10 protein-coding genes are annotated in these 22,408 nt (G+C 47.8%); 7 read left to right on the top strand and 3 right to left on the bottom strand.

Annotation, left to right across the window (positions count from 1 at the left end):
- The first annotated feature begins 74 nt into the window (after positions 1-74).
- The 7 genes from S7335_RS14225 (at position 75) to S7335_RS14195 (ending at position 20,194) form a co-directional block, all read left to right on the top strand.
- Entirely contained in the window at positions 75-2,315 is a 2,241-nt protein-coding gene (locus tag S7335_RS14225) for a caspase family protein (protein ID WP_006457403.1), read from the top strand.
- Positions 2,316-2,384: 69 nt separating this feature from the next.
- Entirely contained in the window at positions 2,385-3,374 is a 990-nt protein-coding gene (locus tag S7335_RS14220) for a tetratricopeptide repeat protein (RefSeq protein ID WP_006456145.1), read from the top strand.
- A gap of 3 nt (positions 3,375-3,377) precedes the next feature.
- The gene (locus S7335_RS14215) at positions 3,378-6,392 is read left to right on the top strand and encodes a CHAT domain-containing protein (RefSeq protein ID WP_006453680.1); all 3,015 of its coding nucleotides are present in this window, start codon (positions 3,378-3,380) and stop codon (positions 6,390-6,392) included.
- A 34-nt stretch (positions 6,393-6,426) separates the two neighbouring features.
- On the top strand, positions 6,427-11,085 hold the full coding sequence (locus S7335_RS26035; protein WP_050765893.1) for a tetratricopeptide repeat protein: 4,659 nt from the start codon (positions 6,427-6,429) through the stop codon (positions 11,083-11,085).
- Positions 11,086-11,214: 129 nt separating this feature from the next.
- Positions 11,215-14,433 carry a CHAT domain-containing tetratricopeptide repeat protein gene (locus tag S7335_RS26030; protein WP_006453571.1) on the top strand — a complete coding sequence of 1,073 codons (3,219 nt, stop codon included), beginning with the start codon at positions 11,215-11,217 and terminating at the stop codon, positions 14,431-14,433.
- Positions 14,434-14,479: 46 nt separating this feature from the next.
- Positions 14,480-17,113, top strand: a complete 2,634-nt coding sequence (locus tag S7335_RS26025) for a CHAT domain-containing protein (RefSeq protein WP_006454237.1) — start codon at positions 14,480-14,482, stop codon at positions 17,111-17,113.
- A 135-nt stretch (positions 17,114-17,248) separates the two neighbouring features.
- On the top strand, positions 17,249-20,194 hold the full coding sequence (locus S7335_RS14195; RefSeq protein ID WP_006457098.1) for a CHAT domain-containing tetratricopeptide repeat protein: 2,946 nt from the start codon (positions 17,249-17,251) through the stop codon (positions 20,192-20,194).
- A gap of 123 nt (positions 20,195-20,317) precedes the next feature.
- Here S7335_RS14195 and S7335_RS14190 read toward each other — a convergent pair whose 3' ends face one another.
- From S7335_RS14190 to S7335_RS14180, 3 genes are read right to left on the bottom strand one after another with little or no spacing between them, the layout of a single operon-like run.
- Positions 20,318-20,644 (bottom strand): AzlD domain-containing protein, encoded by a 327-nt coding sequence (locus S7335_RS14190; protein ID WP_006455622.1) that lies wholly within the window; start codon positions 20,642-20,644, stop codon positions 20,318-20,320.
- Between the two features lie 16 nt (positions 20,645-20,660).
- On the bottom strand, positions 20,661-21,431 hold the full coding sequence (locus S7335_RS14185) for an AzlC family ABC transporter permease (RefSeq protein ID WP_006456919.1): 771 nt from the start codon (positions 21,429-21,431) through the stop codon (positions 20,661-20,663).
- A 53-nt stretch (positions 21,432-21,484) separates the two neighbouring features.
- Complete coding sequence (locus tag S7335_RS14180; protein ID WP_006453563.1) at positions 21,485-22,336, bottom strand: AraC family transcriptional regulator; 852 nt, start codon at positions 22,334-22,336, stop codon at positions 21,485-21,487.
- Positions 22,337-22,408 lie beyond the last annotated feature (72 nt).

Raw genomic sequence — 22,408 nt, 5'->3', positions numbered from 1 at the left:
TATCTGAATAGGATGTGTTTACGTAGAAAGATACCTAGGTAACGATAGTTTATTGCAGGATTTAGACCCGAAATATGAAGCGTCGACATTTTTTACAGTTTGCTGGCTCTACCCTAGCTGCAATGGGCCTAAGTCAGGCAAACTTTTTAAAGCAGGCAGAAGGATATAGGCAGGCGATCGCCCAGAGCACTCCCCGTAAGCTAGCGCTGCTGGTTGGTGTAAATGACTACCCCAGCCCAATTCCTGACTTAGGCGGCTGCCTGACCGATGTGGATTTGCAGTATGAGCTACTGGTGAATAAGTTTGGCTTTGCGCCCTCAGACGTGCTCAAAATTTCGGACGGTGAAGATATCGGTCCCACTCGGCAGAATGTGCTAGATGCCTACAACGAGCACCTAGTGAAGCAGGCCAAACCAGGAGATGTCGTGGTATTTCACTATTCGGGTCACGGTGTGCCGGTAAAAGATCCTGATCCAATCTATGAAAATAGTGATGAAAATGGCGCGATTATTCTGAATGATCCGCTGTCTAATGTCGGTGGGGGTACGCCCAAGCTGCCAGTGATTACGGGCCGCACGCTGTTTTTGCTAGCGCGATCGCTTCAAACCAACAACGTCACGACGATTCTTGATAGCTGTCATTCTGGCGGTGGTACGCGGGGTACTGGCCGAGTTCGAGCGATCTCTCGCGATTTGCTTAGAGCTGGCAGTTCTGGCTATGAGGCCATTCCTGCGGAGTTCGAGTTACAGCGCCAATTGCTAGCAGCCCAGGGACTTTCCCCAGAAGACTTTTTAGCAGAGCGAAAAGCGGGCATTTCCAATGGATTGAGCATTGGTTCAGCCCAGTTCAGTGAGTTAGCCTTAGACGCGCCTTTTGACGGCTTCAAAGCAGGCGCATTTAGCTACCTGCTCACTCGCTATCTGTGGCAGCTACCCGGTAGCACCAGAGCAGAATCTATCCGTGTAAACCTAACTCGCAGCACCAAAGCCGCCGCTGCTGCCAAACATCATTCACAGGTGCCTTTGTTCCAGGCCGCACCCGGTAGCGATAGCCTAGATAAGCCGATCTACTTCACATCGCCAGCTAGCGGACCAGCAGAGGCTGTTATTACTAGCATTAGCGGCGACGAAGTTGAGTACTGGCTAGGCGGTCTCTCTGCTCAATCTTTAGCACTCACCAATGAAGCCCTGCGATTCACGGTGCTAGATGCCGCCAGAGAACCGGTCGCAGAGATAGAACAAGCTTCGCGGAACGGGCTACGGGCGATTGGTAAGAAAATATCGGGAGAGGGAGAGCCGAAGCCAGGAATGCTGCTGCGTGAGACGCTAGTGGGATTAGAGAGTAATCCACAGCTGAGAGTTGGCGTACATGAATCGTTAGGAGAAGAGGTTGATCAAGCGATCGCTGCTTTATCTAACGCGCTAGTTTCTGAAGGCAGTGGGCGATCGCAGCTAGAAGTCACTGCTGTCGATGGCACCACTCCATTGGACTATATCTTTGGTCGTATGACGGAAGAGTATAGAGCTGAGCTGATCGCCGAAGGCTACGAAGATACTCTCCCTCCTGTGAATACACTTTCTCTATTTTCTCCAGCGATGGAGCCCACACCTACTTCCTACGGGCGCATAGACGAAACGGTTACCGCAGCGGTGAACAGACTAAAGCCTCAGCTCAAGCTGCTGTTAGTCAACAAAGTATTAAACGCGCTATCGAATACCGCTTCTTCTTTGGAAGTATCCGGTGAGATCTTTACCGTCGGTGGAGGGCCTTCGCTACCTTTGTCTGGTTCTAGAGCGCTCAATTCTGAAGCGCGATCGCTTGACTTAGAGATTGAGCCTTTCAATGCCGGTAGTCAGCTTAGAATTCGCGTCCAGAACAGTGACCCGAATCAATCCCTGTATCTAAGCTGTTTGGTAATTGATCCTTCTGGCAAAATGACGGTGGTTTATCCCTACGAATGGGACGCGCCAGAAGACGCGGCCCTAATCGCACCTGATTCTGAAGTGGTCATCCCCAAGCCTGAAACGGGCAAAGCTTTTGAAGTTGGTGGTGCTGGCTTTTTAGAAGTAATGACCATCACTAGCACGGGCTCTTTGCGCAACGCTCTGCGCGGACTGCAGGAAATTTCTCGCAGTGCGGATGGCTATGTGCCAGTCGGTGGTGATGACAGTATTGGATTCCTAGGCTCTTTGCTCAGTGACTTTGACAATATCTCTCGGAATGCGACTTTTGGAGTAGCAGATGTGAATAGCACTGCCAGTGTTGTCGATGGCAGCGCGATCGCTATCTCTTCTACCGTGATTGAGGTTGCATAAGGAAATGCATAAGTCAGAGCATCTAGAAAAATAAATGGAAGAGCAAACGTGAGAGGAAGTAGAACTACCGTGGCAAATCGATTTCAACGACTGTCAGTATTGGCGATGTGTGTTCTAGGTATTAGCTGTATGCCAATGATTTCTTTGAGGGCAACTGCGCAAGAGACCACAACTACAGAAGCAGACTTTGAAGCAACACTTGAAACACTGACTCAAGAAGAACAGCTAGAGCTAGCCTATAGAATGAAAGGGGCCTCTCAATGGCTGCATCAAGAGGGCCGCTATGAGGAAGGCATTGCTAATGGCCAAAAGGCGCTAGCTATCTTTGAGCAAATACTAGGACCAAATCATGTAGATGTTGCCTACATGCTAAACGACCTGGCAGTCTATTACCATACCGTAGGGGAGCCAGAGACTGCCCTTTCGCTGTTAGAAAGATCGCTGGCCATTAAAGCAGATAGCCTTGGCACCTTTCATCCAGAGTATGCTGCAAACCTCAGTGATATTGCCATCATGCATTACGAGCTAGGCGATACTGACAAGGCAATTGAATTCTATGAAAGAGCCTCAGACGCACAGAAAACCGCAATCGGCGAGGACCATCCAGACTACGCTAGAACGCTCAACAACTTAGCCGAACTTCATAGAAGTACAGGAGATTATCCAGCAGCGATCGCAACTTACGAGCAGGCGATCACTGTCAAAGAAGCTGCCTTAGGCCCAAACGATCCAAGTCTGGCGATATCGCTAAACAATTTGGCCGGGACTTATCGAGAGGCAGAACAAAATGAAGTAGCATTACCTCTCCATGAAAGGGCGATCGCAATATTAGTCGCAGCCTATGGCGAAGAGAACCCTACGACCTTGACAGCCTACGGGAATCTTGCACCAACGCTCAACAATTTAGCTTTGGACTATCAAGAACAAGGTAACTATGACCAAGCGGTTTCTCTGTTTGAACGCGCTATTGAAATTATCATTAACGTTCATGGAGAAGATTATCCAGGGCTGAGCGTAGTTTCCGAGAATTTGGCAAATCTTCGAGCAGCAGGTAGATAAAGCATGAAACTCCGACAGCGCCTCTTCTTAGCTGTTTGTATGGTTAATCTGAGCGGCTTTCCACTTACGCTTGCGGTCACAGCTCAACCCGAACAAACCACGACCTCATCTCAATCGATAGAAGCTGCAGACGAATTAATTGAACAAATTGCATCGCTCTACACAGCAGGTAACTACGCAGAAGCATTACCGCTCGCTATAGAAGCTCTGGCGATCAGGGAAAGCGCTTTGGGCCTAGAGCATCCAGATACAATCAACAGCTTAAAAGATGTGGGCGAGCTGCACTTTCAGCTAAGTGACTACGACTCTGCCCAGTCGTTCTATGAAAAAGCCTTATCCCGTAGTGAAGCAGCTTTAGGCCAAGATCATTACACCACTGCTGTAGTATTAAACGGTCTCGCAAAAGTGTATGTAGAACAAGGAGACTACAATCGCGCTATTCCTATGTTTGAAAGAACTGTTGCGATTATTGAAAATGCAAATGGCGCTGAACATATCCATGTTGCCTATGCGCTGACTTCACTGGGCAAAGCCTATGTCGACGTCGGCGACTATGAGACGGCATTGCCTGCGTTTGAGCGATCACTTGTGATCAGAGAAAGCACCTTTGGCACAGAAAGTGAAGACTATGCGTCAGGGCTGCATTCTATCGCCAACCTCTACGCTGCGACAGGTGATTTTACAGCGGCTATTCCGGTCTATGAGCGAGCGATCGCCGCATACAAAGCAGATCCACAGAGCGAAGATACTCGCCTAGCGGCTAGCCTAGCGGGTTTAGGTTCGACTTATCAAGGTCTAAACAACTACTCAAAGGCCACACCGTTAGTAGAACAGGCACTTGAGATATTAGAACAAGCCTATGGAAAAGAGCACATCCGTATCGCCAATACGCTGGAAAGTTTGGGCTCGATATACTCTGGACAAGGCGAATATACAAAGGCGCTGCGGCTGTACGAGCGGGCGCTATCGATCAGATCATCTACCTTAGGCAGAAATCATTACTTGGTTGGCGCTAGCCTCAACAATTTAGCGCTACTATACGCGGCAAAAGGCGATCATATTCCAGCTATCTCGCTCTACAAGCAAGCGCTCGTAGTATTAGAAGCTGTCTTTGATGAACCAAATACCATCATCGCCTCGACGCTACACAATCTGGCTCTAGCCTATACAAGTCAGAACAATTTTGACACAGCGCTGCCCTTGTACGAACGCTCAATTGAAATTACGCGATCACTCTACGGAGACAACCATCCAGATACAGCTCGCGCACTAAACAGCCTAGGCGATCTCCAGCATGAGAACAACAATATAGCGCAGGCCATCGATTTATTCTGGCAGGCCAATGCTATCGAAGAATTTAATCTTAATACAGTTCTAGCAAGTGCTTCAGAATCTCGAAGGCAGGAATACATCAAAGGGATTTCGGCTTCGATCAATGCAAACATTTCTATTCATCTGGTCGACTCTCTATCTGATACTGACACGAAGAGAAAGGCAGCGACTCTAGCCGCAACCACTATTTTTCAAAGAAAAGGAAGAATTTTAGAGGCGGTTGCTAACACTTCCCAAGCACTTAGAGCCGATTTATCTGCTGAAGAAAAAGCACTATTTGATGAACTTAATACGGTTCGATCAGAACTAGCAACGCTTAAGTTTGATCGCGACCGTCTCCAAGCTGATACGGACTATAGCGATAAAGTCCAGGATTTAGAAGTTCGCGCGGAAGAACTTGACGAAGCGTTGGCCCGTCGCAGCGCAGCGTTTTCAGCAAGTTCTGAAGAAATCACCATAGAATCCATTAGCAGAAATATTCCTAGAGACGCTGCTCTAGTTGAGTTTGTTCGCTATCACGCGTATAGTCCGCATGTTCGCGAACGGGGATACCGCTATGCGGCCTATGTGCTAACAGATCAAGGGAATATTCAGGCCGTAGATTTAGGGGATGCTGAGCCAATTGAACAGTTAGTTTCTGAGTTTCGGCAAGCGCTCAGCAATCGTTCTGAACGGGCTAATGCGATCGCACAGCAACTGAACGAACAGTTGATTTCCCCCATTCGCCCTTTTCTGTCGGGCAAATCTCATCTGTTAGTTTCTCCTGATAGCCAGCTGAATTTAATTCCGTTTGATGCCTTAGTTGATGAACAAGGTCGATATCTGATTGAAAGTTATCAAATTAGCTATCTCAACACAGGCCGGGATCTGCTAAAGCTTCGAGCAGATGTCCCGAGTCGTCAAGCGTCTGTCGTGATTGCCAATCCCAGCTTCGAAGGCAGTACTAGCGGTGCGGGTGAGGGTCAACGATCGGTAGATGCGAATTCTCTATACTTTAGTGCACTGCCAGGAACAGCATCTGAGGGCAGCACGATTGCCTCGCTACTGCCTGCTGCAACCCTCTTAACCGAACAACAAGCCACCGAAAGCGCTCTAAAGCAAGTCTCTGCGCCCAATATCTTGCATATCGCCACTCACGGCTTCTTCTTACCAGACGTCGCATTTGTTGTTCCTGATGCGAACAGCAGAGCGGCTAGCTTTGATCTAGTCGATGTGGAAACGCCCGCGCAGGTAACACCTAGCAATCTAGAGAATCCTCTATTACGCTCGGGACTAGCTTTTGCGGGCGCTAACAGCCGCAGCAGCGGTAGTGAAGATGGCATTTTTACCGCGCTAGAAGCCTCTGGATTGGATCTATACGGAACTAAACTAGTTGTACTCAGTGCCTGTGAGACTGGCATAGGCGCGGCGAGTAGTGGGGAGGGGGTATATGGATTGAGGCGGGCGTTCGCGATCGCCGGGACCGAGAGTCAGCTCATGAGCCTGTGGCAAGTGGATGATATGGGCACTAGCGAACTAATGCAGCTCTACTACGAGAACCTGATAGAGAGCAAGCAGGGTCGCAGCGAAGCGCTACGGAATGCTCAATTGGAACTGTTGAACACGGGTACATACCAGCATCCATACTACTGGTCCTCGTTTATCTTTTCCGGCGATTGGCGGCCGTTAGAACAGGTGAATCCATAAAGAAAAATAGTACAGAGTATTTGCCTTGACCGTTATGTTCTATCAAAAGCCAGCCCTGCTCTTTTTGCCTATTGCGGCTACCTTCCTGATTAACCCGGCGATTGCTCAGTCAATGGCGGAGGAAACAGCGGCAGACTTACTGACAAGTCAAACGATAGCTCATACGGTTGAGGAAGATAGTACAGCCGCAGATGCTTTGTTCCAGCAAGGAGAAACGGCGTATCGGGCCGGGGATTACGATACGGCAATGTCAAGGTGGGAAGTCGCGATCGCTCACTATCAGCAAACGGGCGATATAGAAGCTGAAGCGATCGCACTCAACAAACTAGGACTAGTCAACAGAACATTGGGCCAGTATGATGACGCGATTGACTACTTTACCCAAAGCTTGAGTGCTGCGCGCAGTAGCAGCAGTGCAGAAGCTGAGGCAATTGCTTTAGATAGTCTTGGTACCGTCTATTTATTGCTAGGAGACTATTCAGAAGCGCTACCGTTATTTGAAGAGAGTTTAGAAATTAATGAAAGTATCGATAATCATATTGGCAGAGCTGACAACATAGACCATATTGGTAGCGTCTATCTATCTCAACAAGATCTAGATCAACAAGATTTACCTAAAGCGCTTAGCTACTATCAGCAAAGCTTAGAAATTAGTCGGGCGGCGAGCTATAGAGTAGGCGAGGCGCGTGCTGCTGTCAATCTTGGCATCGTCCACTTTACGCTAAAAAACTACGAGCAGGCGATCACCGCTTATGAACAAGCAGTCAATCTAAAAGAAAAGGTGGGCGATCGCCTTGGAACTTTGCAAGCCATTAATGGTTTGGCAGGTAGCTATGCTCTTATCGAGCGCTACGATGAGGCGCTTGAGGCTTATCAGCGAGGCATCGTACTTAGCCGTGAGATCGGCGATCGCGCTAGCGAGGCAGATATTCTAGGGCTAATAGGCTATGTTCAACAATCCTCTGAACGCTACGCAGATGCGCTGGCGTCCTATCGACAAAGTCTAGAGCTAGAGAGAGAACTGCAAGACGATGCAGGTGAAACATTGATGCTATCTGCCATTGCTGAGCTAGAAGCAGAAATGGGCCAGTACGCAGAAGATGTCTTCATCGCACAGGAAGCTCTGAGGCTACAAGAAGCAACATTAGGAGAAAACCACATAGACGTTGCCGATAGCGTGGACCGCTTAGCGGCACTATATCGGGCACAAGGGGACTATGCAGCTGCGCAGCCTTTGTATGAGCGGGCCTTATCAATTCGCACAACAGCGCTTGGAGAAAACCATATAGGCGTGGCATACAGCTTGAATGGGCTAGCAGTACTACATCAAGATCAAGACAACTACGAAACCGCACTACCGCTGCATGACCGTGCTTTATTAATCTATGAAACAGCCTTGGGGAAAGATCACCCAGCCGTTGCTAATAGCCTGAATAACTTGGCGCTACTACACTACTATCAAGGCAGCTATTCAGCTGCATTACCGCTGTATGAACGGGCGCTATCGATTCGTGAAACAGCACTAGGAGAAAATCACCCAAAAGTCGCAGTTAGCTTAGTTGGCTTAGCAAACTTATACCAAGATCAGGGCAGCTACACAGCTGCATTACCTCTATATGAACGGGCGCTATCGATTCGTGAAACAGCGTTAGGAGAAAATCATCTAGACGTGGCTCACAGTTTGAATCATATAGCAGCATTTCACTATGAACAGGGTAACTATACGACTGCCCAGCCTTTGTATGAACGGGCGCTATCAATTCACGAAACAGCGCTAGGAGAAAATCATCTAGACGTGGCTACTAGTCTAGGCAACTTGGCATTAGTGCATACAAAGAAAGGAGACTATACAGCCGCGCAATCACTATACGAACGTGCATTGACAATCTACGAGACAGCGCTAGGAGAGAATCACCTGAAAGTGGCTACCAGTCTGAATAGCCTGGCAGGCGTGCATCAATATCAAGATAACTACGCTATCTCGCAATCACTCTATGAACGCGCTTTAGCGATCCGTGAATCAACCCTAGGAGAAGACCATCTAGAGGTCGCCGCTAGCTTGAATGACTTAGCAATGCTGCATGCAGAACAGGCCAACTATACAACTGCGCAATCGCTACACGAACGTGCTTTGACGATTAAAAGAGCAGTATTAGGAGAAAATGACCGATCCATCGCTACGAGCTTGAACAACTTAGCGATGCTGCATGTGGATCAAGGTGACTATACAACTGCGCGATCGCTCTATGAACGTTCCTTAGCAATTCGCGAAACAACAGGAAAGGAGTCTATAGACACCGCCCTTGTGTTAAATAACTTAGCAGAGCTGTATAGAATGCAGGGTATCGGTACGTCTGCACTGCCACTATATGAACGCACTCTATCAATCTATGAAACAGCACTAGGAGAAAGTCATCCAGACGTTGCTACTATCCTAAGTAACATGGCACTTTTGTACACTTCGCAGCGCAACTATGAAACTGCACTAAGGCTACATGATCGCGCTCTATCAATTCGTAGAGAAGCTTTAGGAGAAAACCATACAGCTGTTGCTTCCAGCCTGAGCAACATAGCATCACTGTACTGGTCTCAGAATAACTATGCGGCTGCACTCCCGCTGTATGAGCGGGCTTTATCAATTCGTGAAGCGGCTTTAGGAGAAAATCACCCAGATGTTGCGCTTATCCTAAGTAGCCTAGCGGAGCTGTATAGAGCACAGCGTGACTACACAGCTGCGCTACCACTGCAAGAGCGGGCTTTATCAATTCGCAAAACGATATTTGGAGAGAATCATCCAGAGGTTGCAACTAGCATAAGTAACTTAGCAATGCTGTACTCAAATCAAGGTGACTATACCGCTGCACTCCCTCTACAGAAACGCGCCTTATCAATTAACAGAGCAGTACTAAGGGAAAATCATCCTACTATTGCAGCTAATCTGAACACGCTGGCGGAATTGTACTGGAATGAAGGTGACGTTAGTCAAGCTATCGAACTATTTACAGCAAGCAACAGAATAGAAGAAGAAAACCTGAGTAGTATGCTGCTAGATGCTTCAGAAAAGAGGCGGCAGCTTTATATACAGGGATTAGAAACACGAACAGACATCAGCATCTCTCTCAATATGCGTAGTGCGCCTGAAAACTCTGCTGCGGTTGAGTTGGCCCTATCTACCATTCTACAGAGAAAGGGCAGAGTGCTAGATAGTACTGCCCAGTCATTACAGCGTTTACGTGAACAGTTAACGCCCACGCAACAACAGCTGCTAGACGAGCTTAGTACTACCCGTGCGACCCTAGCTAATTTGCGCTCTGTCGGCATAGGCGATCGCACTCCTCAACAGTATCAAATAGAACTCACTCAGCTAGAGACAAAAGCAGAAGCAATAGAAGAACAGCTATCTAGAGCCAGTGCAGAGTTCAGAGAGGAAACCACACCTATTTCTATCCCAGCTGTACAAGAACAGATTCCTGATAATGCTGCTTTAGTCGAATTTATTCGCTATACCTTATACAACCCCGAGAACGGTGCTCCTGCGTGGGAGGGCGATCGCTACGCAGCTTATATCCTCACTCATCAGGGAGAAGCCAAAGCTATCGACCTAGGACTAGCTGAGCCTATCGACCAGCTAGTCACGCAGCTTCAGAGTGCACTCAGTGCTCGATCTGCTAACACGACTATGATTGCTCGTCAGCTAGACCAAGCGCTAATGGCTCCTATACGTCCGCACATAGCGAATAAAACTCACCTTCTCCTCTCCCCTGATAGCCAGCTAAACTTGATTCCTTTTGATGCTCTTGTCGACGAAGACAACAGCTACCTAATCGAGACTTACCAAACTAGCTATCTTTCCTCTGGTCGTGACTTGTTGAAACTTCAGGAAAATGCTTCTAGCCAACAGCCGCCTATCATCATTGCCAATCCAAACTATTCAGAAGTGGTGCCCGCCGCTGCAACAGAGAGCAACAATAGCAGGTCGGTTGATTTCAACAGCCTAAACTTCGCTCCTCTCCCCGGCACTGCCAAAGAGGCCGCAGCTATTGCCCCGCTTCTCCCAAACGCTACAGTCCTCGTCGAAAATGACGCTAGCGAAAACAATCTTAAGCAAGTGAGCGCGCCTAGTATTCTCCATATTGCCACTCACGGGTTCTTCCTTCCCGACGTGAAGTTCATTCCCCCTACTGATCCCAATAGCCGGGGCGGTCTCGGTGCTAGCTTTAATCTAACTGATACTGAAGAGCCAGCACAAATAACGCCCAGTAATTTAGAAAATTCCTTACTACGTTCTGGTCTTGCCCTGGCGGGTGCGAATAGTCGTAGTAGCGGCACAGAAGACGGCATCTTTACTGCTTTAGAAGCTTCTAGTCTGGACTTGAACGGAACCAAGTTGGTGGTGCTTAGCGCCTGTGAGACGGGAGTAGGTTCTATCCGCAATGGTGAAGGGGTATATGGATTGCGTCGAACCTTTGCCATTGCTGGAGCCGAAAGTCAGCTAATGAGCCTATGGCAAGTAGATGATACGGGCACTAGCGAACTGATGCAGCTCTACTATCGAAACCTGATAGAGAGAAAGCAAGGCCGTAGTGAAGCATTGAGGAATGCACAGCTAGTCTTGTTGAACACAGGCACCTATCAGCATCCTTACTACTGGTCTTCGTTTATCTTTTCGGGTAACTGGCGATCGCTAGAATAAGTAAACGCATCTAGAAAAACCTTTTTCAAACCTATCTCTGTGACTATGCGCTGCCAAAAGCTCACTCTCGTTCTTGCGTCATCAATATCAATCGTTTTTTGGGCGCTGTCGGCTACGGTAGCTTCTCCTATGCAACAGAGCGATCGCAATAGCGCCCTCAATACGCAGAGCGACAGTTCAGTACTCATAGCGAGCGAAAGCAACGCCGGTCTGCTGTTTCAACAGGGTGAAGATGCTTACTGGACAGGCGAATTTGATAAGAGCAGACAGCTTTGGCAACAGGCGCTAGCTGCGTACGAAGAAAGTGGCGATCGCACTCAATCAGCCGCTACGCTGAACAAAATTGCAATTGCGTACCGAGCTGTCAAAGAGTATCCAGAAGCATTGGAATACCATGAGAAAAGTTTGACTATCGCGCGTGATGCTAATGATCAAAAAGGGATTGCGATCGCCCTAGACGGTATTGGCACTGTCTATGCAGTCCAACGTCAGTATCCAGCGGCGCTATCCGCCCTCTCAGAAAGTTTATCTATCAACCGCAGTATTGATTACAAAAAAGGAGAAGTCAACAATCTAAATCATCTAGGTCTACTGGCAGTCCAGCAGCAAGACTTTCCAACAGCGCTTGATTACTATGGGCAGAGCCTAACGCTCGCTCAAGCAACAAACTTTCTAGAAGGCGAGACTAGGGCGCTCATGGGTCATGGATTTGCATATCATAGGCAAGCAGACTATGCTGAATCGCTTAGCTATAATCAACAGGCATTGATGCTGAGCAGGCAGTTAAACAAACCCTTGCTAGTGTTCCTCTCACTCAAGAACACTGCTATTAACTATCTTCGGTTAGAGCAGTACGAGGCGGCTGCAGATGCCTATCGTCAGAGCTGGGAGCTTGTTAAAGCCTTCCATAACGAAAGAGAAAAGGCGCACATATCAGAGCAGCTAGGAACAACCTACCTCAAGCTAGAAAACTATTCTGAAGCGCTGGGCTACTACCAGCAGAGCCTATCTATCAGACAATCTATGCCAGAGCGGATAGCCAACCGCAGCAAAGAAGCTCAGGCACTAAAGAATATAGGCTTTGTTTACAACAAGCTAGAGGCGTACGATCAGGCGATAGAATTCTATAAAAGCAGTCTAGCGATCGCGCAAAGCCTCAATCAGACTGACGATGTGTCTCATACGCTTTTGCTACTGGGTGTCTCATACGGCCATAACGAAGAGTATATCGAAGCCATCGACTACTATCGTCAGAGCGTGGATCTGCTGCCACCTGAAAGGAAAAAGAGCGTACTCTATACGCTGGAAAGAACGCTGACAAGAGCAAAAAGAACCTACATACAAAGAGAAAAGATAGAACCAACAGAGATGCTGGCGATATTAGAGGGCGCGCTAGCTCTCTATGAGGCAACAGGCATAGACGAGACGTTTTCCGATCTGTTTATAGACGATAGCGTAGAGCTAGGCGCAACTACAGTCGGTATTCGCAGTGTTGTTGGTCCACTGGCAAAAATGCACTGGGAGCTAGGAAACTTTGATCAGGCTATCTCATTTCTAGAAAGAGAAAGCTCGATCAGAGAAAAAAATATGATCGAAAATCTAGGATTTTCAGGAACATCTGTAGCGCTGTCAGGGCTTGATATTACTACCTCTAGCTACGAGTTGAACGCATCTGTAACGGCGTTCGTAGACAATTTGACCGATAGCGATACGGTTGCAGAATTGTCTTTGCTTACTATCCTCAGGCGAAAGGGTAGAACGCTAGAAGGACTAGTCGCTCACTCGCAGCGGCATCTATCCGGTGCGGATGAAAGAAGTAAAGAGCTATTAGCCGCACTAAGAGATAAAAGTACGTTACTTTCAAACCTGTATTTCAACGGTGATAGTTTTTCTGACGAAGACTACGAAGCTAGAGAGAAAGAGATAAAAGCAGAGATAACAGAGATAGAAAAAGAGCTAGAAGAGATTGGTGAGGCCGCTGCGCAGCAGAGCAATCAGCAGTTTTCAGAAATTGTATCGACTAAGGCAGTTAGAGAGTTGATTCCGACAGAGGCAGCGCTGATAGAGCTAGTGACCTATCGTCCCTATGAAGTAACAGGTTTTCTCTCTAGGTTTACAGAGCCTCGCTATGCAGCCTATATTTTGACCAGAGAAGGCGAAATCCAGGCGGTTGATCTCGGCGCGTCAGCAGTCATCAATCAACAGGTGGCTCAATATCGTAAGGCACTAAAAAATCGCTCTGCCAACATTGATCAGATTTCTAAGCAGCTTAGTGAATTAGTGATCGCTCCGATTCGTCCTTTGATTGGAGATAAAACGCAGCTCCTAATCGCACCTGACGATCAGCTCAACGTGATTCCTTTTGAGGCGCTAGTTGATGAACAAGGTCGGTACCTAATTGAGGCTTATCAGATTAGCTATCTATCTTCTGGCCGTGATCTAATCGGCTTTCAACGTGCTGATTCTCAAGGCAATACGGAAGGTGTGCGATCGCCAGTCATCATCGCTAATCCCGACTACGCTAGCCCAGCCGAACGCTCAACAGATCTAAGCTCTATAGACACCGAGACTGTTCCGATTAGTAGTAATCCTAACAGCAACTCCAACGTCAATCTCAGAGCTGTAGAAGTAGACAAGCTGACATTTTCGGCACTGCCGGGAACCGCAGTAGAGGCCGATAAAATTTCTACGTTTCTACCAGACGCCACTGTCCTTACTCAACAGCAAGCCACCGAAAGTGCTATTAAGAAAATAGCCTCACCTAGTATTCTTCACATCGCTACTCACGGATTCTTTCTGCCTGATGTCCCTTCAGCGCAGAACGGCGATAGTCGTGGCGGATTAGGCGCTAGCTTTGATATTGTTGATGGTACCTCTACAGGAGACTTGCTCCCTGTTGATATAGCAACCGAGAATGCGTTGCTGCGTTCCGGGCTAGCTTTGGCAGGCGTGAATGTCCGCAGCAGTGGGGGCGATCGCATCACAGAAGACGGCATTTTCACCGCATTAGAAGCCGCAAACCTAAACTTGAACGGTACACAGCTAGTGGTGCTCAGCGCCTGTGAAACGGGTGTGGGCACAATCAGCGACGAAGACGGGGTGTATGGGCTAAGGCGGGCATTTGCTATAGCGGGCGCAGAAAGTCAGCTAATGAGCCTGTGGCAAGTAGATGATATTGGCACTAGTGAACTGATGGCGCTGTACTACGAGAACTTGATAGAGAAAAAACAGGGCCGTAGCGAAGCGCTGAGAAACGCCCAGCTAGAACTGTTGAATACAGGCACCTATCAGCATCCCTACTACTGGTCTTCATTTATCTTTTCTGGCGATTGGGCTCCGTTAGAATAAGTAATTGAGCTGAGAAACTACTATATGGACCTATGCGTTTACGACTATGATTACTCGAAATTTGGTTCTGACAAGTAGAAAGAAAAGACTATTGCAGATCTGCAGCGCAGCGCTTTGCTTTATAGGGGCGCTCTGCCCTACTTATACGGCGTCTGCACAAGTGCGAAGAACGGGTGAAGGAATCGTCAGTTCCAATGGCCGAGACCTAGTCGTCAGCAATATCCAAAGCCTCGAAAGGAAAATAGTAGAGCTATACGAAATGGGCGCTGACTATGAAGCAGAAGGAAAATACAGCGCAGCAAGATCAGTTTACGAAGAGATTTTTGCTCTGTTTAAGACAGAAAACATAGAACATCTCAAGGCTATTGCTGATAGAACACCTGCTTTAGGCGCGGCAGTCATGTCGTTAGTAGAAATTTATTGGGCCGAGAGAATGCCTGAAAAGGCAGCGGCTGTCTACGGCACGCTGATACCATTGCAGGTGAATGGAGAAGGTGTGCTCGGAAATATTGGAACTAGAGAAGAGCACGACAGTTTAGCAGTCTCTTATAGCGAAGAAAGAACAGGCGAACTCATTACCGAGAGCATTCATAGCACTAATGAAGACCATGCTCTGATTCGGCGAGCTTTCTCTACTGCACTAGTCAAAAAAAGCAGAGTTTTAGATGCGATCGGCTTGACTGCTATTTCTACAAGCGAAAACATCAGTCCGCAAATACAAAGCGAACTTAATACGCTATATAGAGAACTAGCAGACTTGCGCCTAGCTACGAGTTCAGCTCAGTCGGTTCGTACAAAGAATCCTTCTGTTACTGCGCTAGAAGACAAGATCACAAAAATCAACCTTGAACTCTTAAGAAGAGATCGCGATGTCTTAGAATGGCTAATCCTACCGCCTGCCAATACGGATATATTGGAGAAAGCACGAAGAAATGTGCCTGCAAACTCAGCGCTCATAGAGATCGTTGAATACATTGATCCTAATTCAAATAATCGCCGCTACGCTGCATATGTTTTGACCGCACAAAGCATCAATGTAGTTGACATAGGTGATGCGGCAAAGATTAACAGTCAAGCCGCAGTCTTTAGACAGGTGCTACAGACTAAATCTGCCAGGGCCAAAACTATTGGCCGACAGCTAGACGAACAGATCATGCAGCCAGTTCGCTCACTGCTAAAAGACCAGATAGGAGAGCGAGACATAGAGCATCTACTCATCTCTCCAGATAGCTATCTTAATACTATTCCCTTTGAGGCATTGGTCGATGAGACAGATAGCTATCTGATTGAATCCTATCAAATGAGCTATGTCGCTTCTGGCAAAGATATAATCCGATTTGCAGACACTCGTGCTAGTATCCAACGTAATGCACACAGGCTACCGTTTGTGGTTATTGCTGATCCTGACTATGATACTTCTAGCCTAAGAGAAGAAGAAAACGCTGAGAGAGCGATCGCAACCGCTGTCACTAACCGCCGCTCGGTTGATTTTGAAACGTTGTCCTTTATAGATCTACCCGGCACGTTACAAGAGGCCAACCTGCTCAAGAATCTAATTCCTAGAGCCATCTTCTTGACTCAAGATGAACCCACTGAAAATATCGTCAAGCAAATACAAAGTCCCTTCATCCTACACTTTGCTACCCACGGATTCTTTCTATCTGACAAGCTCGAAAGAGAGAGCAACACCAACAACCGAAATGCTAGCTTTGATCTTATTTCAACTGAAGGAACTTCCCAAGTAGATCTTAGCGGTGTAGAAAGTCCCTTGCTAAGAGCTGGCCTAGCGCTGACAGGTGCGAACAATCCTGGTGAGGAGGGCGAAGATGGTATCTTGACTGCTTTGGAAGTCTCGGAGATGGATTTGCGCGACACAGAGCTAGTCGTGCTGAGCGCTTGTGAAACTGGCTTAGGAGCTGTCAGTAGTGGCGAAGGCATATACGGAATGAGGCGTGCATTTACGATGGCGGGTGCAGCTAGTCAAGTACTCAGCCTTTGGCAGGTGGACGATACAGGCACTAGCGAGCTGATGTCGCTGTTTTACGAGAATTTGATTCAGAAGCGCCAGGGCCGCAGTGAAGCCCTGCGTAATGCCCAAATAGCGCTGTTGAGTACGGGCACCTATCAGCACCCATACTACTGGTCATCATTTATCCTCTCAGGAAACTGGCGACCTCTGATGATAGAAGACGAATTAGGTCCCGATCTACAGATAGCACCAGATCATAGAGCTAGAATAACCACAGAGAACTTCAATCTTGATCGGCAAATTGAAGAATATAAAGAAGTAAGAGCATGGCGAGATCAGATGCTTGCAGAAATGCTTGAGCTAGAAGATCAGCGACGCTATGAAGAATTAGCAGAGAAAAGAAAAGCATTCAATCAGGTTATGGACAGCCGAACAGATCCAGATCTATTTAGAGTATCTATAACGCTGGTAGAAAATCTAAAAGAACGCAGGGAAGATCTGCATCTGCAACAGCGATATGCCGACGCTATCGAAGTAGCCAAAAAGACGATAGAGATTCTAGAGAGTGGAACAGAAGAGATGGGCCGCTATGACCTATTGATAAGCTGGCAGGCGCTAGCATTTCTCCAACAGGCTCAAGGGGCTGATGATATCACCATGTTGATGACTTATAAGCAGATACTATCTATTGATAGAGATCTCCGTAGATAGCCTAAGGAAAAAATAGCCTGAGGAAAAGCGATCGCACCCTTATTACTCACTGTAGCTCTCTTTGCTAACAACCAAGCTACAGGAAAAACAACTGCCAATCCAATCTGGGCATTATGTGAATATTTAACCTCTTCTATGACTAGCCTTTCCAAGCCTTTGCTGACGCTACTCGCCTCATCAGCTAGCGTTTCTATGCTGACAATACTATGGGCAACGTCATGGACGACAAGTACGATCGCAAGGCCGATCGAAGAAATCCACATTCTACAAAATCAGCCTGAGGCAAGCCATTCTAGCAATAGAGAAAGTGAGGCCGAGCGCCTATTCCAACAGGGTGAAGCTGACTATCAGATTGGAGCATATCAAGACAGTCGTCAGCACTGGACGCAGGCCGCTGCGATTTACTACGAAGTCGGTAACTATGCTCGGCTAGCCACAACGTTTAATAGAATTGCTGCCTCACTTCAGGCATCTGAGCACTATCCAATGGCGCTCGAATATTATCAGCAAGGGTTTGTAACCGCACAGCATGTTGACGATTTACAAGAGAGCGTGACTGCCCTAGACGGAGTTGGGACCATTCACACGCTTCAGCATCAGTATGAAGAAGCTCAAGACGCCTTAGAGCTTAGCCTAGCGATTAGCCGCAGCCTTGGCGCTCAAGAGATGGAAGCGCAAACTCTTTTGATACTGGGTTCGGTCTACAGCGATAGAGGACACTATGACCAGGCAATAGAGCTTTATCAGCAGAGCTTAGATATTGTTCAATCTATAGGTGAAGTAAGTGAATCAAGTGTAGAGCCACAGGCTCTGACCCTACTAGGGGCTGCTTTTGGAGACAAAGGCGACTATGACAAGGCTATGAGCTACTACGAACGTGGTCTGTCGCTGTGGGAGCCTGCACAAAAGAAAAGAGTCCTCTACCCGCTTCAAAGAACACTTGATCAGGCGATTGAGTCAGAGTTTGATGCAGTTCTCGAACGCTCATTAGATAGAGTGTTTGAATCTGCCGATGACTACAGCGGTGAGTTCGATGCGGATGTAGCAAACAGTCTGATTAAGCTCCTCGAACAGGGATTGGCTTTGTATGAGGCGGCTGGCGTAGAAGATACTTTCTCGGAAGTTCGCACCAAGTCAATCAAGCATAATAGAGAAGGTGATGAGGAATCCCAAAGCTTGACTACGACTGTTAGCAAGCTATCTGTGATTGAGCCTTTGTTCAGACTGTATTGGGAGATGGAAGAGTTTGATCAGGCGCTGGCTTTTTTATCTAGAGATAGCGCAATCAGAGAGAATGAGACGGCGACTAACTTTCTACTGCTAGATATGCAGGAGATAGAGATAGCGCAGCTACTTTCCTCTTTTAGCAGCTATGAGCTAAATGCACCTATCACCGCGCTTGTAGAAAAACAGCTAGATGGGAAAGATCTAGAAACAGCAGCAGAACTCTCTCTGCTCAACATTCTTAGGCGTAAAGGCAGAACGCTAGAAGGATTGATTCGCCACTCACAGCAATACTTGTTTCAAGAGAATCTAGAGACTAGAGAACTGGTCGTTGAGCTGGTAGAGAAGAATACGCTGCTGTCAAATCTTTACTTCGATAGTGCCAGCGATCCTGCAAGTGATGACTATGTCGATAGAGAGAAAGCATTAACAGCGAGAATTTCAGAGATTAGAGAAGCGCTGCAAGCAGCCAGCGCGGGCCCGGAGCTAGAAGATTTTCTTTCTGAAAGCGCTGTAGAAGAGTTAGCACTCAATTCTACTGGAGCCGTCGGTCGATTGATTCCTGAAAACGCGGCGCTAATAGAGCTAGTCACCTATTTGCCCTACCGCCCCTTTGAAGCCTTTGATGGGTTGACGGATTCTCGCTACGCGGCCTATGTACTAACAAAAAGCGGCGATATTCAGACTGTGGATCTAGGAGAAACCGAAACTATCAACCAGCTAGTCAGCCGCTATAGAAGTGCTCTAAAGAATCGCGCGGCCAATATCAACGAAATCTCTAGGCAGCTAGATGAAGCGATCATGGCACCGATTCGCCCTTTGATTGGTGATAAGACGCATTTGCTAATTTCTCCAGACGATCAGCTCAACGTCATTCCTTTTGATGCGCTAGTAGACGAGCAGAACAAGTATTTAATTGAGTCTTTTCAGATTAGCTATCTAGCTTCTGGCCGAGACCTGATAACCTTTGAAGCGAACAGTGCGGTGAGTAATTTTCGCCAGCAGCCACCAGTGATTATTGCTAACCCTGACTACAGCGTAGCTGAGGGCGCGGTCGATGCTGTGGCCTCTAGTAGTGATGATAATCGCCGAGCGATCGCAACTAACTCACTGAGATTTTCTGCCTTACCTGGAACCGCAACAGAAGCTGCTGCGATCGCAACCCTTCTACCAGATGCAACGCTGCTGACCGAAGCCGAAGCGACTGAGAGCAGTCTTAAACAAGTTGACTCACCTAGTATTTTGCATATTGCTACTCATGGGTTCTTTTTGCCAGATACGGTCTCCGCGGCTAGTAAGAATAGTCGTGGTGCTAGCTTTAGTTTGATAGACACCGATACCGACGCGGCAGATAGCTTAGAAAGTGATTTGTTGCCAGTAGAGGCAGCTACAGAAGAAGCGCTGTTACGTTCGGGGCTGGCGCTAGCTGGGGTAAACGAAAGGCGCAGCGGCGGTGATCGCATCATAGAAGATGGCATATTTACTGCGTTAGAAGCGGCTAATTTAGATTTGCAGGGAACGCAGCTAGTGGTGCTGAGCGCCTGTGAGACTGGCGTAGGCACTATTAGTGATGAAGATGGGGTGTATGGACTGCGGCGGGCGTTTGCCATTGCGGGCGCCGAAAGTCAGCTAATGAGCCTTTGGCAAGTAGATGATAGGGGTACTAGCGAGCTGATGTCATTGTTCTACGAAAACTTGACGCAAAAGAGACAAGGGCGCAGTGAAGCTCTACGGAATGCTCAAATCGAGATGTTGAATACGGGTACCTATCAGCATCCTTACTATTGGTCTTCGTTCATCCTTTCAGGAAACTGGCAACCCTTAGCCATCGGCGACGAACTAGAACCAAGCCAGTAGCTAGAGCGAGGCCACGAAACGGGCTCAACTACACTAAGATAAGATCTTTACTCTCATTTGGCCTGTTGATTTGAAGATAGCTACGTTAAAACTTTGCGTCTTAGAAGCTCCTATTCCAGGCTTTTAGACTAGCAGACCCAATAGTGTTTGCCAGCAAAAGAAAGTCGCCATCCCTAGAACAATAGTAAGTAAGAGATTTTTGGTGAGTAAGCTCACTAGGATGGCAGTGCTCGCGCCTACCAACCTGGCATTCTCATAGCCCACTGCCAAACTGCCTTCGTTCAACAATACTTCGGGGACAACGATAGCCGTAAGGACAACCGGAGGAACATAGCGCAAGGCATTGAGCAAAGTAGGAGAAAGCACAATACGACTACTCGCACCAAACATGATGTAGCGAATAGCAAAGGTTGCGATCGCCATACCACCGACAATCAAAACTTCGTTCATAGTCATTCTCCTATTATCAAGCTTGTTTAGGGTTAAGCATCTTTTCGCAGAGCATACCTGCGCTAATTCCTGTGATCGCCGCTACCATCAGTCCTAACTTGTGCGGTAGGCCATACCCCAACAGCGCGGTCACACCAGCAATCCCTACCGCTATACTCATCGGCTTATTCTTCACGTACGGTACGATCATGCCAATAAACGTGACAGACATCGCAAAATCTGATCCCCAGTCAGCCGCATTGGGCACTAGCTGACCAACGGTAATGCCTAGCAGCGTACACAGCTGCCAGTTCAAGTACATTGCCAGCGCCGCACCTAGGTAATACCAATGTTTAAAGGTAGATTGAGCACTTGACTCATAGCGGCAGACACCAACTGCAAATGTCTCGTCCGTCAGCCAGAACGCCATGGGAACTTTCCACAGCTGCGGCAGTTTCTTCACATAGGGCAATAAGCTCACGGCATATAGCAAATGTCGTAGATTTACCACGAAAGTAGTCAACACAATTAGCAGCCAGCTAGTTTTAGCTGCAATCAACCCAACCGCAATAAACTGCGAAGAGCCAGCAAATACAAAGAGCGACATCGCTAGCGTGCCGTGCGCAGATAGCCCAGATGCGGTGGCTAACGTACCGAAAATAATGCCAAACGGAATTGCTCCCACAATCAAAGGAATGATGTCTCGCATTCCCGCCCAAAACTCGGATCTGGGCGTAGGGTGGGTGGGGGGATTGTCCTTACCGAAAAAGCCTTTGCCAAACAGGCTAGATAAACGAGACTTTTTCATAAGCTAGAGACCCTCTATGCGCCAAGATCTTTAGCCTACTGGGCTAGTAGCGCTTAGTCTTGTACGTTTTTGCAACCCTGGATATACTGCCCTGGCGTGACGCCAACAATCTTCTTAAAGTGTCGGTGCAGATGACTTTGATCGACAAAACCGGTCTCAACGGCTGTTTCTGCAATCGACCGGCCTGCAACCAGTAGCCGCTTTGCTTGATAGACCCGGACCTGAGTTAAATAGGCATGTGGCGGCAGGCCCACCTCTGCTTTAAACGATCTGAGAAGACGTAGGGGCTTCAGTCCAACTTGTGCTGACAACTCACCTAAAGAGACGTTGTTGGCGTAGCAAGCGCTAAGATAGTCGCGGATTACCTGTACTGCCTGATGCTCTTTGCCAATCGCTTTGACCACAGGGCGATCGCTTGCATATCCTCGAATTAGCTGCGATAGCCCCCACAGGAAGCGGGACTCTCTTTCTAACGCGGAAGGGGAGTCTTCGAGGACGCGGTGCAAAGCTACTAGCTGACGATTAAGTAACCTATCGTGAATGACAGGAGAGGCAAAGTAAGGCAGCGAACTTATCTGGCGTTCTCTAAGTTCCGAGGCAGCTTGCCAAAACCAGTCGACAGCAGGCAGCAGTGTCCGGTAGGTCCATCCCGTTGCTAGGGCAGCCTGTCCGGTATGCATCTCTCCGGGATGAGTGATAACAATACTACCGGCTGGCGCTGTATGGATTGCCCCTCGATATTCAAACGCCATCGCACCTGATTCAACAATTGCAATCCCAAAGCCTTCGTGGGCATGGCGCGAAAAAGAATAGTCGATATAGGTGGCGCGCAGCATCTCTAGATCGCGCAGTACAGGATCCCGCCAAAATTTCACCTGCTCTTTTGGCTTTGCGACGCGACGCATGTATGTTTTCTGACTAGATAGGGTTTTTACAGTTTAGTACGTAGAAAAGCAAAAATATTCAGCCCAGATTAA

This window comes from Synechococcus sp. PCC 7335 (assembly GCF_000155595.1).
GTDB lineage: Bacteria > Cyanobacteriota > Cyanobacteriia > Phormidesmidales > Phormidesmidaceae > Phormidesmis.
Note: the sequence above shows the minus strand (reverse complement) of the source record. Positions and strands in the feature narration are given on the sequence as shown.